Genomic DNA, 14,564 nt, shown 5'->3' on the forward strand with positions numbered 1-14,564 from the left:
GCTTCCACGTCACCGAGCAGAGCGCGCCGGCCGTCGCCCGGCTGTGCCGGCAGCTCGACGGCATCCCGCTCGCCCTGGAGCTCGCCGCGGCGCGGGCCCGGTCGATGACCCCCGAGGAGATCGCCTCCCGCCTGGACCAGCGCTTCCAGCTGCTGGCGTCGGGGCGGCGGGGGGTCGACCGCCACGAGACGCTGCTGGCCACCGTCGACTGGTCGCACTCGCTCCTCGACGCGGACGAGCGGGCCGTCCTGCGGCGCTGCTCGGTGTTCGCCGGCGGGTTCACGCTGGCCGGCGCCGAGGCGGTCGCCGCCTGGGGCGGCATCGACCGGCCGGCCGTGGTGGACCTGCTCGGCCGGCTCGTCGACCGTTCGCTGGTCCTGGCCGACGACGAGCTCGGTGCCACCCGCTTCGGCCTGCTCGAGACCATCCGCCTCTACGCCGCCGCCCGGCTGGCCGAGGCGGGCGAGGCCGCGGCGGCGCAGCGCCGGCACGCCGAGCACTACGCCGGGTTCGTCGAGACGGCCGGCGTGGGGCTCCAGGGCCCGGACGAGACGCTGTGGTCGCGGCGCCTGGCCAGGGAGGTCGACAACCTCCGGTCGGCGGTGGCCTGGGCGGCCGACGCCGGCGACACCGAGCTGGCCGTGCGCCTCGTGGTCGGCGCCCGCGCCCACCCGGGCACGCCGGCGTTCGTGGCCGCCACCCGGCTGGCCGAGCGCATCGGCGACCTCCCCGACCTGGCCGCCCACCGGCTCTACCCGGCCGTCCTCACCTGCTCGGCGTGGGGCGCGCTGCTGCGGGGCGACCTGGCCGAGGCGGCCCGCCTGGCGGAGTCGTCGATCGAGCACGAGCGGCGGCTCGGGGCCGTCCCCGACCCCCTCCCCCGCCGCGTGCTCGGCCTCGCCGCCATCGCCGACGGCCGGGTCGACGAGTCCTGCCGGTGGAGCGAGGAGGCGCTGCGCAGCGCCCGCGCCGGCGGCGCCCCCGAGGCGCTGACGTTCAGCCTCGCCGCCCTCGCCTTCGCCCGCTGCCTCGTCGGCGAGGCCGAGGACGCCGAGCCGCTCGGCGAGGAGGCGGTCGAGATCGCCCGTCAGCTGGGCAGCCCGACGATGATCTCGTACGCGCTCACCGCCCACGGCTACGCGCGGTCGTCGTCCCACCCGGAGGCCGCCGTCGCCGCCCTGGAGGAGGCGGTGAAGCTGGCCGAGACGGCCGCGTCCCACACCCTCAGGGGCCAGGCCCTGTCCATCCAGGGGCGCACCCACCTGCTCGCCGGCCAGCGCCAGGCCGCCCTGGAGCGCCTGGCCGAGGCCGTCGACGACCTCAACCGGCTCGGCCACCGGCCCCTCCTGTCCGCCGCCCTGGCCCGCGCCGCCGCCGCCCTCGCCCGGGTCGAGCAGTACGAGGTGGCGGCGATCGCGCTCGGCGCCAGCGAGGCCCGGCCGTCGCCCTACCTGGCCGACCCCGTCGACCGCCGGGTGACGGCCGGGACGGCCGCCGCGCTGGACGACGCGCTCGGCGCCGAGCGGGCCGCCGAGCTGCGCCGCACGGGCCGCCGCCTCACCGACGACGAGGTCGCCCACCGGGTGCGGGCGTCGGTCAACGACGCCCTCCACCGGCCCCGCGGCGGGCGAGCGACCGGCTGAGCGACCGGGCCGGCGCCTCGCGGCCGGCCTCGAGCACGTTGGCGGCCGTCGCCCACAGCACGGTCTTCAGCTGGAACGGCCGCAGGTCCGGGTGCTTGGACCGCACGAGGGCGGCGATGCCGGTGAGCGTTGCCGCCGCGTACGAGTTCCCGGTCGTGCGCACCCTCGTCCCCGCCCGCCACGGGGCCTCGACGTCCACCCCCCGGGCCAGGAACTCGGTCGGCGGGTCGGGGTTGAAGTGGAAGCGGAACGGGTCCCTGGCCAGGTTGCAGGCGACGCTGGCCACCGACGCGTACGTCGACGGGTAGCTCGGCCGGCCGGTGTTGCTCGCCGCCGTGACGATCAGCGACCCGTGGAAGTAGGCGTCGTCGCACAGGTCGTGGAACCGCAGCGCGAGGTCCCGCCGGGAGGTCCCGAGCGACAGGTTGATCACGTCGAAGCGGGCGGCGACGGCCCACTCGAGCCCCCGGGCGAACGCCGCGCCCGTGGCGCCGAGGCGGTCGCCGAGCACCTTGACGCTGGTGATGGTCGCGTCGGGCGCGATGGCGTGGACGATCCCGGCGCACGCCGTCCCGTGGCCGAACGAGTCGCGGTGGGGCCCGGCGCGCACCTCGACCCCGCCGTCGGCGCCGGCGACGACCTCGACGCCGCCGTCCTCGTCCACCCGGCCGTCCAGCGCCTCGTGGTCGGCGTCCACCCCGCTGTCGACGACGGCGACGCGCACCCCCAGGCCGGTGGCGCCGCCCCACGCCCACGCCGCCGACAGGTCGTCGAGCGATGCCGGCCCCGCGAGGCGCACGTCCTCGGAGGGGCGCGCCCAGGCCGGCAGCCGCCGGCCGGTCACGCCGGGCCCCGCGCCACCGCGAGGACGGCGCCGGCCACGCCGGCGAGCAGGGTGGCCAGCTCCAGGTCCTCGTAGGCGAAGCTGGCGCCGTCGGCCTTGTCGACGACCGCCAGCGCGCCGACGACGGCGTCGCCGTGCGGGCACGGGACGCACAGCACGCTGGTGGCGCCCCCGAGCGCGGCGCCCGCCCCGGCCGGCCCGGCCCCCGACGGCGACAGGGCGATCGGCTGGGCCGAGGCGACCACGTAGCCGGCCGGCTCGCGCACCGCCGGCTCCCAGCCCTCCCGGCCGGCCGACGCCGCCACCACCAGCTCCCCGCCCTCCACCAGGAGCACGCACCCGGACGACGCCTCGGTCGCCTCGATGGCGCCGCGCACGATGACGTCGAGGACCGTCGACCACCCGGCCGGCGGCCGGTCCGACCTCCGGGTCACGGCCGTATGATGCCCGTGTGGACCCCTCCGTGTCCGCTGCGCAGCGGATGCTGGCGAAGGTCAGGGACTTCGTGCGGGACGACCTCGACGACGAGGAGCGGCGCCTGTTCGCCGCGCTCGTCGCCCCCGGCATCGCCCGGGCCTACGACGACGACGACACCTCAGGGTTCGGCCTCGTCGCGTGGAGGGCCGCCGCCGTGCCCGGGTCCCTGGTCGAGGCCCTCAGGGACGGTGGCGTCCGGGTCGTCGGGCTCTAGCTCGTAGAGGCTGATCTCGACGGCGGCGGCGGTGCGGCACGTCGCGCACGCGTCCGCGTGCCGGGCGGCCCGCACGTGGTCGCCCTCCGCGATCAGGCGGTGGAGCTCGGGGCAGTCCGTGGCGCGCGCCCGGACCAGCACCCGGAGGACGAGCGACTGGCGCAGCCGGCGCCGGGCGCGGTGGGCGGCCACCTTCGCCGCGCCGGGCGTGAGCGCGAGGGCGGCGGCGACGTCGGTCGAGGAGAACCCGAGGCCGGTCATCATCGTCACGGCCACGGCGTCCTTCCTGGTGAGGCCGACGACCGCGCCGTCGACCAGCTCGGCCAGCTCGGCCAGCTCGGCCAGCTCCTCGGGGCCGAGCGCCGCCGCCCGCGGCTCGGGCACGCCGTCGTCGGCGGCGGCCGGCCCCTCCACCTGGCGGCGCCGCAGCACGTCCCGCGCGTGGTTCCTGGCGATGGTCGTCAGCCACTGGCGGAACCGGCCGGGGGACTCGAGCGTCGCCAGCCGCTCGAGGGCCCGGACGAACGTCTCCGACACGACGTCGTCGGCGGTCTGGGCGTCGTGGACGTGGTCGAGCGCGATCCGGCGCACGACCGGCGCGTACTCGCGGTAGAGCTCGGAGAAGGCCTGGACGTCGCCGGCCAGGACGGCCTCGACCCACGCGCCGTCCCTCGCCTGGACGTCCCCCTCGTCCATCGCGGCAGGCTACCGACCCCCGACGGTGCAGTGAGTGCTAAATGCACGCGGCCACCGTCGGGAACGGCGCGACCACCGGTGCCCTAGGATGCGCAGACCGGCGGGAACCAGGAGGAACACGGCGCGCCGTCGCGCCCGGCGGAGCGGCGTGGCGCGCCGTGGTCGGTGCTCGTCCTCGCCTCCCGCGGGCGGTCGCCGCCCGCGGGAGCCGCGGACGCCGCCCGGAAATCGGTTGCGCCGCGGGGCCGCCGCGGCGATCGTGGGGCGCCGGCCGAGCCGAGAGGAGGTCCCGATGCGAAGGCGCACGCCCGACCTGGCATCCCTCCTCCCGGTGCGCGCTCGCTGAGCGCCGTCCTTCGCCGGGAGGCGTCCCGCCATCCCGACGAAGGAGCGTTCCCATGCACGCGGCATGGCTCATCGCCGAACCGGAGCCGTACGAGGAGTACGACCTCGGCCCCTTGAAGACCGGCAAGGAGGCGGACGTGTTCCTCGTGGAGCGCGTCGCCCCGGACGGGCGGTCCTGCCTCCTCGCCCACAAGCGCTACCGCCCGAGGGCCGTGCGCCACAAGGGCGACCTGGAGGCGCTCGGCTTCCAGCGCGCCGCCTCGTTCGTCCACGACCGCGCCTACCGCGACGGCCGGACCCTGTCGAAGAGCAGGGACCGGCGCGCCGCGGCCAAGGGCACGGCGTGGGGCCGCACCGTGCTGCGGGCCGGGTGGAGCGACAACGAGTTCGACATGCTCCAGCGGCTCGCCGGCGCGGGCGTCACCGTCCCCCTGCCGGTCGAGCGGACGGGGGACGGGGTGCTCATGCAGTACCTCGGCGACCGCACGCGGGCGGCGCCCCGGCTGGTGCACGCCGGCCTCGACCGGGCCGGGCTCGTCCGGGCGGCCGGCCTGCTCGTCGACGACCTGCGCCGGATGGTCGCCGCCGGCATCGTCCACGCCGACCTCTCGGTGTTCAACCTGCTGTGGTGGGACGGCCGGCTCTGGGTCATCGACGTCCCCCAGGCCGTCGAGGTCGGCACCAACCTCCAGGCCTTCGACCTGCTCCACCGCGACGTCACCAACGTGGCGACCTGGTTCCGGGCCAGGGGCGTCCCCTTCGACGCCGACGAGGTGTTCGCCGAGCTCGTCGCGCTCTGACGCAAGGGCGGCGGGCCACCGGGTAGGAGGGGGCGGTCGAGGAGGTGGAGATGGCCATTGCCGGCGAGGACCACGTCGGCCCGGTGAGCCGGGCGATCGCGCAGCGCGCCCCGTTCGGGCCGATGGAGCACCTCGACCACGACCGCCTCGTCGCCGAGCAGCAGGCGTCGCTCCGGTCGCCCCGCCGGCGCCACTCGCTGAGCGCCCGGCTCCTGTTCGCGATCATGGACCTGCTGTACGGCAGGGAGCGCACCCTCGAGAAGTTCCGGGTGCTCGAGCTGGTCGCCCGGGTGCCGTACCAGGCGTGGGAGAACGTCGCCTACGTGGCCGTCACCCACACCGCCTCGCAGCCCCGGTTCGCCCGCCGCGTGTTCGACCGGGTCCGCACCAGCCGCTTCGAGCAGGACAACGAGCAGTGGCACCTGCTGATCCTCGAGGAGCTGACCTCGGGCGGCCCCCGGCGGTCGTTCGTGCGCAGCCGGGTCGTCCCCCAGGTGCTGGCCTTCGCCTACTACCAGCTGTCCTGGATGATGTTCGCCGTCCGCCCCGCCTGGTCGTACCGGCTGAACGCCGACTTCGAGGACCACGCCGAGCACGAGTACGCCCACCTCGTCGAGGAGCACCCCGAGTGGGAGCAGGTGCCCTACCAGGGCGAGTTCACCGCCGACTTCGGCGCCTACGACTCCCTCGCCGACGTGTTCCGCCAGATCGGCTACGACGAGCGCCTGCACCGCCTGGAGAGCGAGGCCCGGATGGCGGCGCCCCGGTTCGGCTGACGGCCCGCCGGGCGGGCGGTCAGGGTCCCGGCTTGGCCGGCAGCGAGCGGGCGTGGCCGACGCCGATCCCGACCCACCTGGCCAGGTCGGCGTCGGTCCGGACGTGCTCGCCGCCCACCCTCAGCCACCCGCGCATGGGCCGGCCTCGCATCTCCATCGGCTCGGCCGGCGTCGTGGCGACGAGCTCGTCGAACGCCGCCCGGTCGGCCCGCACCAGCAGCCCGCCCTGCCCGCTGGCCGACACCGCCAGGTTGCCGCCGACGAGGAAGGCGATGCCGCCGAACATGCGCTGCTCGGTCACCCCCGGCTCGGCGCCGACCAGGAGGCGGACCCGGTCGGCCAGCTCGTCGTCGCGCGGCACCCCTCGATGCTACGGCCGGTGCGGCGCTCTAGGGAGCCGAGCAGACCCGGCCGTGGTAGTCGAGCTCGAGCGCGCCGGTGGCGAGGTCGACGGTCCCGTGGGTGACGAGGAACCCCGACACGTCCCCGCTCACGATCCGGAGCGTGTCGTGGACGACCCCGCCCGGGGTGACGACGATGCGGTCCGAGGTCTCGAACGAGCCGACCGCGGTGTCCACGAAGTGGTGGGCGCCGCCCACGTGGAGGGTGCCGCCGGGCATGGACCGCTCGAGGACGAGGTCGGCCGTGACGGTGCCGCCGAGGTCCCCGGTGGCCGACGTGACCACCACGTGGAAGCCGGTGACGACCCCGTCCTCGACGACGGGGGTGGTGACGCCGCTCAGGGTGCCGGCCACGTTCGTGCACCGGTCGGCCGGCCGCCCGGCCGCCGCGGCGACGGGGGCCAGGGTGAGGAGGGCGACGGCCGCGACGACGGCGGCGGCCGCGGCGCGGCGGGGGGCGGTGCGGGGCATCGGTGCTCCTCTCAGCGCGGGGCGGGGGTGAGGAGGGCGGTGAGGGTGACCTGGAGGCCGGCGGGGTCGACGTAGGAGCACGTCACGACCCGGTCGGCCTGGGCGGGCGGGATGGGCTTGTCGAGGACGACGAACGTGTCCCCTTCCGGCGTGGTGACGACGACCCGGCGGGGCAGCAGCACGTCGGTGCCGGGCACGACGTGGATGGCGGCCGCCGCCGTGGAGAGGAACTCGGCCGGCCCGAGCTCGACCACGATCGTGCCGGCCGCGCCGCAGTCGAGCGTGCGGAGCCGGCCCGTGGACGGCGCCGCGGACGCCGGCCCCGATGGGGCGGCGGCGAGGACGGCGGCGAGGGCGGTGATGGCGAGGAGGCGGCGCATGCCTCCACGACGGTGGGCCGGGCGGCCGGTTACAGGGCCGCGGCCGGTGGGCCGTGTAACCGGGGGCGGCGGCGGCCGTCTCGTCGAACGTGCCGGACCGACGCCGCCCCCGCCCCCGCCTCCTCGTCCTCGCCGCCGTCGTCGCGGCCGCCCTGCCCGCCGGTGCCCGGCCGGTGCCGGCGGCGGCGACCGCCGACCCCCGCCCGAACGTCGTGGTCGTGATGACCGACGACGAGGCCGTCGGGAACCAGTGGGTGATGGCGGCTACCAACCGGCTCGTCGGCGGGGCCAAGGGGACGACGTTCGCGGAGGCCGTCGTCAGCTACCCGCTGTGCTGCCCGTCGCGGGCGACGTTCCTCACCGGCCAGTACTCGCACAACCACGGCGTCGTCTCGAACCAGGCGCCCGACGGCGGCTACTGCGCCCTCGACCCCACGGACACGCTCCCCGTGTGGCTCCACGAGGCCGGCTACGCCACCGCCCAGGTCGGCAAGTACCTGAACCAGTACGGGCGGTGCCGGCCGCCGGACGTCCCGCCCGGCTGGGACGACTGGTTCGCGTGGATCTCCTCGCCGGACAACGGCTCCTACTTCGACTACACGGTGGACGACGACGGCGAGGTGGTCGCCTTCGGCCACGCGGAGGAGGACTACTCCACCGACGTCTTCGCCCGGCACGCCGTCGATGTCATCCGGGCCAGGGCCGCCGCGCCCGAGCCGTTCTTCCTGCTCTTCGAGCCGCACGCGCCCCACTCGGTCGACCCGGTGCCCGCCCCCCGCCACGCCGGCGCCCTCGACGGCGTCGCCCTGCCGACCCCGCCGTCGTTCAACGAGGCCGACGTGTCCGACAAGCCGACCTTCGTGTCGACCCTCCCCCTGCTCGACGCCCGGGACGTCGCCGACGCCCGCGACGCCTACGAGCGGCGGCTCGAGGCGCTGCTGGCGGTGGACGAGGCCGTCGCGGCCATCGTCGGCGCCCTGCGGGACACCGGCGTCGTCCGGGGCGGCCCGTTCCCCGCGGGCGCGACCGTCTCCCGGCTGGTCGCCAACGTCGACCTCGCGGCCACGATCGTCGAGCTGGCCGGCGCCGTCCCCGGCCACCCGCTCGACGGGCGCTCGCTCGTGCCGATCGCCACGGACCCCGGCGCCGGCCTCGGCCGGCAGGTGCTGATCGAGTCCTCGCCGACGGCCGAGGGCGGGTACCGGGGCGTGCGGACGCCGAGGTACGCGTTCGTGCAGTACCACGACGGCCAGCGCGAGCTGTACGACCTCGACGCCGACCCCTACCAGCTCGAGAACCGGGCCGGCGACCCCGCCTACGCCGAGGCGGAGCGCCGCCTCGCCGGGGCGCTGGCCCGGCTCGCCACCTGCGCCGGCGCCACCTGCGTCACGGGCTCGTAGCCCGGCCGCTCAGGGGGCGACGCGGGGGCCGGACTCGATCGAGAAGTAGCGGAGGAAGCTCTCGGCGATCCGCCAGCGGCCGTCGCGGCGCACGGCCACGTCGTGGTAGGTGCCGAGGATCCTCGTGAGGTCCCGGCCCTCGCTCGGCAGCATCGTGGCCGTGAGGTAGGCGGTCAGGGTGGCCCGGTCGGGGTCGGCGCCGTCGGCGCGGGCGTCGAGGGAGCCGATCAGGTGGTGGGCGCCGGAGAAGGGGGCGAACGAGGCCTCGCAGGCCGCCGCCCACTCCTCGGGCCCGGTCGCCACGACGTCGGGCGCGGCCGGGTCGAACCCCGCCGAGATGCGGGCGTCGGGCGTGAACGCCTCGCGGTAGACGGCGAGGCCGGCCGCCGTGTCGCCGGCGGCGATGGCGTCGGTGGCCACGGCGTAGTCGACCTTCAGCTGGCGGACGGCGGCGAGGTCGTCGGCGGTGCTCATCGGGCGCAGTACCCCCCGTCGATCGGGACGGTCACGCCGGTCACCCAGCGGGCGTCGTCGGACGCGAGGAAGGCGACCACCGAGGCGACGTCCTCGGGGTCGGGCATCCCCGGCATGGGGTTGAACGTCTCGAGCAGGTTCCGCATCTGCTCGGGGTCGGGCGCCCGCTCGATGTGCTGGCGCACCAGCTCGGTGCGCACGGCCGTCGGGGCGACGGCGTTGACCCTGATGCCGTGGGCGGCGTACTCGATGGCGGCCGACTGGGTGAGCCCGACCACACCGGCCTTGGCGAAGGTGTAGGGCGAGATGTTGACCTGGGCGGCGATGCCGGCCGTCGACGACATGTTCACGACGGCCCCGCCGCCGGTGCGGAGCATCGCCGCGATGCCGTGCTTCAGCACGTGGAACACGCCGTCGGCGTTGACGCCCATGACGGCCTGCCAGTTCTCGTCCTCCATCTCGTGGAGGGGCTGTTGCTTCCCGGCGATGCCGGCGTTGTTGAAGATCACGTCGACCCGGCCGTAGCGCTCGACGGCGGCGGCGATCCCGTCGGCCACCGAGGACGAGGAGCTGGTGTCGACGGCGACGGCGATCGCGTCGGGGAGCGAGGCGGCGACCCGCTCGGCGCCCTCCCGGTCGATGTCGGCGACGACGACCTTCGCCCCCTCGTCGGCGAACCGTCGCGCCCCCGCCTCCCCCAACCCCGACGCCCCTCCGGTGACGAACGCGACCTTGCCGTCGAAACGAGCCATGCCGGAAGTCTCCCCCGCGACCCTCGCCCGCCAACGTGGCCGGCGGTGACAGCGGTGGCGCCGGGTGCGAGAGTGGGGCGGGTGAGCGCCTCGCCGTTCCCGCCCATCGCCGACTACGGGTTCCTGTCGGACTGCGAGACGACGGCGCTCGTCGCCCCGAGTGGGGACGTGGAGTGGCTGTGCCTGCCGAGGATCGACTCGCCGAGCGTGTTCGGGGCCATCCTCGACCGCCACGCCGGCCGGTTCCGGGTGGCGCCGGCCGACACCCGGGTGCCGGCGGCCCGCCGCTACCTGCCGGGCACGATGGTGCTCGAGACCAGCTGGGGCACGTCGACGGGCTGGGTGATCGTGCGCGACGTCCTCCTGATCGGGCCGTGGCACCACGAGGACGAGCTGTCGAGGACCCACCGCCGGGCGCCGACCGACTACGACGCCGACCACGTCCTGCTCCGCACCATCCGCTGCGTCAACGGCGAGGTCCAGATCGTCGTCGAGTGCGAGCCCCGCTTCGACTACGGCCGCCGCCCGGCCCGCTGGTCCTACACCGACCGGGCCTACCACCAGGTGAGGGCCGACGGGAGCGGGACCGAGCCCGACCTCCTGCTGACGACCGACCTGCGCCTCGGCATCGAGGGGCCGCGGGCCATGGCGAGGACGCTGCTGAAGGAGGGCGAGTCCCGGTTCTGCGCGCTGTCGTGGAGCGAGCACCCGCCGCCGACGACGATGGAGGAGGCGGAGGGCCGGCTCGTCTGGACGGCCCACCACTGGCAGCACTGGCTGGCCAGGGGGCAGTTCCCCGACCACCCGTGGCGCAAGCACCTCCAGCGCAGCGCGCTCACCCTGAAGGGCCTGACCTTCGCCCCGACCGGGGCGATCGTCGCCGCCGCCACCACGTCGCTCCCCGAGACCCCGGGTGGCGAGCGCAACTGGGACTACCGCTACAGCTGGATCAGGGACTCGACGTTCGCCCTGTGGGGCCTGTACTCGCTCGGCTTCGACTGGGAGGCCGACGACTTCTTCTGGTTCGTGGCCGACGTGGCCGAGCGCGACGACGAGCTGCAGGTGATGTACGGGGTCGGCGGCGAGGCCAGCCTCGAGGAGCGCACCCTCGACCACCTCGACGGCTACGACGGCGCCCGCCCCGTGCGGGTCGGCAACGGCGCCCACCTCCAGCGCCAGCACGACGTGTGGGGCGCCGTGCTCGACTCGGTCTACATCCACACGACCTCGGCCGACCGCCTCGACGACCGCATCTGGCCCATCCTCGTCCGCCAGGTCGAGGCCGCCATCGCCCACTGGCGGGAGCCGGACCGGGGGGTCTGGGAGGTGCGGGGCGAGCCCCGGCACTTCACGTCGTCGAAGGTGATGTGCTGGGTGGCCGTCGACCGGGGCGCCCGCCTCGCCCGCATGCGGGGCGACCACGAGCGGGCGGAGCGCTGGGACGCCGTGGCCGCCGAGATCCACGAGGACGTGTGCGCCAACGGCGTGGACGACCGGGGCGTGTTCACCCAGCACTACGGGAGCGACGCCCTCGACGCGTCGGTGCTCCTCATGGCGCTGGTCCACTTCCTGCCGGCCGACGACCGCCGGCTGCGGGCCACCGTGCTCGCGATCGCCGACGAGCTGAGCGAGGACGGGCTGGTCCGCCGCTACCTGGCCAAGCAGACCGACGACGGACTCTCCGGCGAGGAGGGCACGTTCACGATCTGCTCGTTCTGGCTGGTCGAGGCGCTCGCCGAGATCGGCGAGGTGGAGCGGGCCAGGGCCCTGTGCGAGAAGCTGCTGTCGCTCGCCAGCCCGCTCGAGCTCTACGCCGAGGAGATCGACCCGCGCACCGGTCGCCATCTCGGCAACTTCCCGCAGGCGTTCACCCACCTTGCGCTGATCAACGCCGTGCTCCACCTGATCAGGGCCGAGGACGGCGCCGACCTGCGCCCCTGACCCGCCTCGCTCAGCGCAGGGCGGGCAGGGCGGGGTCGAAGGCGAGCGCCACGGACGGCTCGTTGCCCTCGATCTGGTCGTCCGGCCAGACCGCCGTGGCCCGGTGCCGCGTGCCGTCGAGGACGACCTCGACCTCGTAGGTGAACGGCGGGTCGCCGAGCGCGGCGGCGGCCAGGCCGTCGGCGTCGGGGCCGTCCCAGTAGACGGTGCCCTCGGCGATGCACCCGGGGGCGCGGGTGGCGGTGAACGTGGTCGACCGGCCATTCGCGGCCCGGACGGTCACGGTCGCCACCGCCTCGTCGGGCGTGGCCGCCAGGCTCGACAGCTCGAGCTCGACGCCGTAGCTGTCGGGGCGGCCGTCGTGGTCGGCGACGACGGCGAGGCGGGCGGCCGGCGTGGGCATCGGGCCGTCGCGGGGCGTGGTCCACCGGAAGGTGACGAACAGGTCGCCGTCGCCCTGGCCGAACAGGGTGACGTCGTAGGTGCCGGCGGGGCCGGCGGGCCCGAGCGACCACGTGCCGTCGGCCTCGTGCTCGAGGGCCACCTCCTGCTGGCGCGGGCACTCGGAGCCGACGGCCCGGAACGTGGCGCCGAAGCGCCAGCCGGGGAGCGGGTAGGCGACCTCGACGCGGTCGGTGGCGCCGACGTCGGGGGGGTCGGAGGGCGGGATGCCGTCGGCGCACCCGTTGCCGTAGCAGTAGGTCCAGGGGCGCAGCTCGAGCTCGGTCGTCCCGGCCCGGACGGTGACGGGGGGCGGGGCCGGGATCGGCCCTCCAGGGTCCTCGCCGGGGGGCGGCCCGCCGCCGGTCGGCTCGGCGGCCGTCCCGATCACGCGACCGTCGGCCCCGCAGGCGCCGGTCACGGCGACGAGCACGACGCACAGCACCCGGGCGAGCCTCATGCCTCCTGTGACGCCGGCCGGCCGTCACCGGTTCCCGGCCCGGCGGAGGTCAGCGGCTGGCGGCGGCCCGCTGGGCGGCGGTGAAGGTGAAGGCGATCGTCGACGTCCTGCCCTGGAAGGCCACGCCGGCCGTCGACGGCAGCGAGACCGTCACCCGCAGGTGGTTGGTGGTCCCCGGCGACGTGACCAGGCCGGGCATCGCCAGGTTGGCGCCGACGACGGGCCGCGAGGCGATGACCGTCGACGTGGTCCCCGCGCAGGTGTACGTGTACGCCGGGGCCGTGCCCGCCTCGGTCCACGGCACCGAGCACCGGGCGACGACCAGCTGGAGCCCGTTGGTGGTGTCGGTGTCGAGGAGCGAGCTCGTGGTGGCCGTCGTGGTGAGGGCGACGGCCGAGAGGGCCACGCTGCCCGTGTTGACCACGTCGACGCTGCGCTGCGCGCTGTCTCCGGGGGCGAGGCCGGCGGCGCCGACGGTCAGCCGGTTGGCGGAGGTGCCCGGGGCGCCGAGGGCGATCACCACGGTGCCGGTCGAGGCGCCGCCGCCGGCCGAGGCCGCCGACGTGAACGTGGCGTACGTGCCGCCGCCGACCAGGGCGGCGGCCGCACCGATCGTCGCCAGGGTGAGGAGCAGCCGCTGGTGGCGAGGGTCCGGGCCGGAGCGCCGGCGGCCCCCGCCGACCAGGGTCGCGATCGTCCGGGCCACCACGATGGCCATCGGCCGCCGGCTCCGCCGGATGAGCCGAACTCGCCGATTCTTCCGACTCCGCCGGGCCGGCCGGGCCCGCCGGCCCCGTCAGCCGTGGGCGTCGCCCCGGAGCACGATCGTCGCCCGGCGCACGAGCGCGCCGGCCGTCAGCCACCGGCTGGCCGCGTCGGGGTCGCCGCCGGCCAGCGAGCCGGCCCAGCCGCGGCGCAGCCGCCGCTCGACCCCGCTGAGGTGGGCGGCGACGGTCGAGGCGTGGTCGTCCGGGGGCGGGCCGGCCGTCCGCTGGTGGCCCCGCTTGGCCGCGTACATGGCCCGGTCGGCCCGGTCGACCAGCGCCACGGCGTCGTCCCGGTGGGACGACGTGACGGCCACGCCGACCGTCGCGCCCACGGTCACCTCGATGCCGTGGGCGACGACCAGGGGGGCGCCGACGGCCGACACCAGGCGGTCGGCCACCGAGGCGGCCTCGTCCTCGCCCGCGAGGCCCTCGCACAGCACCACGAACTCGTCGCCGCCGACCCGGCCGACCACGTCGGAGGGCCGCACGGCGCCGGCCAGCCGCCCGGCCAGGGCGACCAGCACCTCGTCGCCGGTCCGGTGCCCGTACCGGTCGTTCACGTCCTTGAAGTGGTCGAGGTCGACGAACAGCACGGCGACCACCGACGGGCGCCGGCCCAGCCGGGCGATGGCCCACGAGGTCTTGTCGAGCACCGCCGAGCGGTTCTGGAGCCCGGTCAGCGGGTCGTGGGTGGAGTCGAAGGCGAGCGCCGCCTCCCGGCGCCGGGCGTCGGTGACGTCGACGGCGACGACCACGAGCCGCTCGTCGTCGGGGTCGTCGGCGTCGGCCGGCCCCGACCACAGGGTGGCCCACCGGCCCTGCCCGTCGCCGTGCGCGACCTCGATGCCGTCGGGGGCCGCCCGCCGGACGTGGTCCTCGACCCGCCCGCGCGTCGCCCGGTCGAACGGGGCCAGCCACCCGCGCCCACCGACGCCGTCGGCCAGGCCGAAGAGGTCGCGCCAGGCGGCGTTGGCGGCGACGAGGCACAGCGCGGCGTCGACCATCAGGACCGGGACGGGGAGCCCACCGGCCAGCCCCGCCAACGGGTCGCCCGGGTCGCGGGCGCGCCGCACGGGCCCCGCCTCGTCCCGCCGCCGCCCTGGGTCGCTCCGATGCCTCACGGCGGTCCTTCGTCCGGGGACGGCGTTGCCGCGTCCCGTCACCCGCCGCCCCCGCCGGCGGTGCCGGCACGGGGGCGGGGGTGGGCGCGCAGCGGGTCAGCTGCGCTGGGTGAGCTGGTCGCGGATGGCGCCGTTGGGGAACTCGGTGGTGTGGATGTTGA

General features: G+C 76.2%; 17 protein-coding genes. 6 read left to right on the forward strand and 11 right to left on the reverse strand.

Annotated elements, in window-relative coordinates:
* On the forward strand, nucleotides 1-1,643 hold a 1,643-nt coding region (locus VGB14_13610; protein HEX9993960.1), incomplete at its 5' end, for a hypothetical protein.
* Here VGB14_13610 and VGB14_13615 read toward each other — a convergent pair.
* Together VGB14_13615 and VGB14_13620 are read right to left on the reverse strand one after the other, a co-directional pair.
* The gene (locus tag VGB14_13615; GenBank protein ID HEX9993961.1) at nucleotides 1,597-2,487 is read right to left on the reverse strand and encodes a S8 family serine peptidase; all 891 of its coding nucleotides are present in this window, start codon (nucleotides 2,485-2,487) and stop codon (nucleotides 1,597-1,599) included. The two genes, VGB14_13610 and VGB14_13615, sit on opposite strands and share 47 nt — an antisense overlap.
* Nucleotides 2,484-2,921 (reverse strand): GAF domain-containing protein, encoded by a 438-nt coding sequence (locus tag VGB14_13620; protein ID HEX9993962.1) that lies wholly within the window; start codon nucleotides 2,919-2,921, stop codon nucleotides 2,484-2,486. The genes VGB14_13615 and VGB14_13620 overlap by 4 nt, the downstream gene beginning before the upstream one ends.
* A gap of 17 nt (nucleotides 2,922-2,938) precedes the next feature.
* On the opposite strand from VGB14_13620, the gene VGB14_13625 reads away from it, so the two are divergent.
* Nucleotides 2,939-3,178 (forward strand): hypothetical protein, encoded by a 240-nt coding sequence (locus VGB14_13625; GenBank protein ID HEX9993963.1) that lies wholly within the window; start codon nucleotides 2,939-2,941, stop codon nucleotides 3,176-3,178.
* Here VGB14_13625 and VGB14_13630 read toward each other — a convergent pair.
* Complete coding sequence (locus tag VGB14_13630; GenBank protein HEX9993964.1) at nucleotides 3,083-3,874, reverse strand: sigma-70 family RNA polymerase sigma factor; 792 nt, start codon at nucleotides 3,872-3,874, stop codon at nucleotides 3,083-3,085. The two genes, VGB14_13625 and VGB14_13630, sit on opposite strands and share 96 nt — an antisense overlap.
* 398 nt (nucleotides 3,875-4,272) lie before the next feature.
* Here VGB14_13630 and VGB14_13635 point away from each other — a divergent pair, with 398 nt between their 5' ends.
* Both VGB14_13635 and VGB14_13640 read left to right on the forward strand, forming a co-directional pair.
* Nucleotides 4,273-5,019: an RIO1 family regulatory kinase/ATPase gene (locus VGB14_13635; GenBank protein HEX9993965.1), complete on the forward strand. Its 747-nt coding sequence runs from the start codon at nucleotides 4,273-4,275 to the stop codon at nucleotides 5,017-5,019.
* A 50-nt stretch (nucleotides 5,020-5,069) separates the two neighbouring features.
* Nucleotides 5,070-5,795, forward strand: coding sequence for an alternative oxidase (locus VGB14_13640; protein HEX9993966.1), 726 nt, complete (start codon nucleotides 5,070-5,072; stop codon nucleotides 5,793-5,795).
* A gap of 19 nt (nucleotides 5,796-5,814) precedes the next feature.
* Here VGB14_13640 and VGB14_13645 read toward each other — a convergent pair whose 3' ends face one another.
* From VGB14_13645 to VGB14_13655, 3 genes are read right to left on the reverse strand one after another with little or no spacing between them, the layout of a single operon-like run.
* Entirely contained in the window at nucleotides 5,815-6,156 is a 342-nt protein-coding gene (locus tag VGB14_13645) for a TfoX/Sxy family protein (GenBank protein HEX9993967.1), read from the reverse strand.
* Between the two features lie 28 nt (nucleotides 6,157-6,184).
* A complete protein-coding gene (locus VGB14_13650) occupies nucleotides 6,185-6,667 on the reverse strand; it encodes a hypothetical protein (protein HEX9993968.1) in 483 nt (160 codons plus the stop codon).
* A gap of 11 nt (nucleotides 6,668-6,678) precedes the next feature.
* Complete coding sequence (locus VGB14_13655; protein ID HEX9993969.1) at nucleotides 6,679-7,047, reverse strand: hypothetical protein; 369 nt, start codon at nucleotides 7,045-7,047, stop codon at nucleotides 6,679-6,681.
* Between the two features lie 89 nt (nucleotides 7,048-7,136).
* Between VGB14_13655 and VGB14_13660 the strand changes: the two genes are divergently transcribed.
* Nucleotides 7,137-8,447, forward strand: coding sequence for a sulfatase (locus VGB14_13660; protein ID HEX9993970.1), 1,311 nt, complete (start codon nucleotides 7,137-7,139; stop codon nucleotides 8,445-8,447).
* 9 nt (nucleotides 8,448-8,456) lie between these two features.
* Here the strand turns inward: VGB14_13660 and VGB14_13665 are convergent, their stop codons facing one another.
* Both VGB14_13665 and VGB14_13670 read right to left on the reverse strand, forming a co-directional pair.
* Nucleotides 8,457-8,921, reverse strand: coding sequence for a nuclear transport factor 2 family protein (locus tag VGB14_13665; GenBank protein ID HEX9993971.1), 465 nt, complete (start codon nucleotides 8,919-8,921; stop codon nucleotides 8,457-8,459).
* Nucleotides 8,918-9,673, reverse strand: coding sequence for an SDR family NAD(P)-dependent oxidoreductase (locus VGB14_13670; GenBank protein ID HEX9993972.1), 756 nt, complete (start codon nucleotides 9,671-9,673; stop codon nucleotides 8,918-8,920). Before VGB14_13670 ends, VGB14_13665 begins: the two co-directional genes overlap by 4 nt.
* 81 nt (nucleotides 9,674-9,754) lie before the next feature.
* On the opposite strand from VGB14_13670, the gene VGB14_13675 reads away from it, so the two are divergent.
* On the forward strand, nucleotides 9,755-11,614 hold the full coding sequence (locus VGB14_13675) for a glycoside hydrolase family 15 protein (GenBank protein ID HEX9993973.1): 1,860 nt from the start codon (nucleotides 9,755-9,757) through the stop codon (nucleotides 11,612-11,614).
* A 10-nt stretch (nucleotides 11,615-11,624) separates the two neighbouring features.
* Here the strand turns inward: VGB14_13675 and VGB14_13680 are convergent, their stop codons facing one another.
* From VGB14_13680 to VGB14_13690, 3 genes are all read right to left on the reverse strand, one after another.
* Nucleotides 11,625-12,515 (reverse strand): hypothetical protein, encoded by an 891-nt coding sequence (locus VGB14_13680; protein ID HEX9993974.1) that lies wholly within the window; start codon nucleotides 12,513-12,515, stop codon nucleotides 11,625-11,627.
* A 49-nt stretch (nucleotides 12,516-12,564) separates the two neighbouring features.
* Entirely contained in the window at nucleotides 12,565-13,233 is a 669-nt protein-coding gene (locus VGB14_13685) for a TasA family protein (protein HEX9993975.1), read from the reverse strand.
* 78 nt (nucleotides 13,234-13,311) lie between these two features.
* On the reverse strand, nucleotides 13,312-14,355 hold the full coding sequence (locus VGB14_13690; GenBank protein ID HEX9993976.1) for a diguanylate cyclase: 1,044 nt from the start codon (nucleotides 14,353-14,355) through the stop codon (nucleotides 13,312-13,314).
* Nucleotides 14,356-14,564 lie beyond the last annotated feature (209 nt).

The sequence above is a fragment of the Acidimicrobiales bacterium genome (assembly GCA_036399815.1).
GTDB lineage: Bacteria > Actinomycetota > Acidimicrobiia > Acidimicrobiales > DASWMK01 > DASWMK01.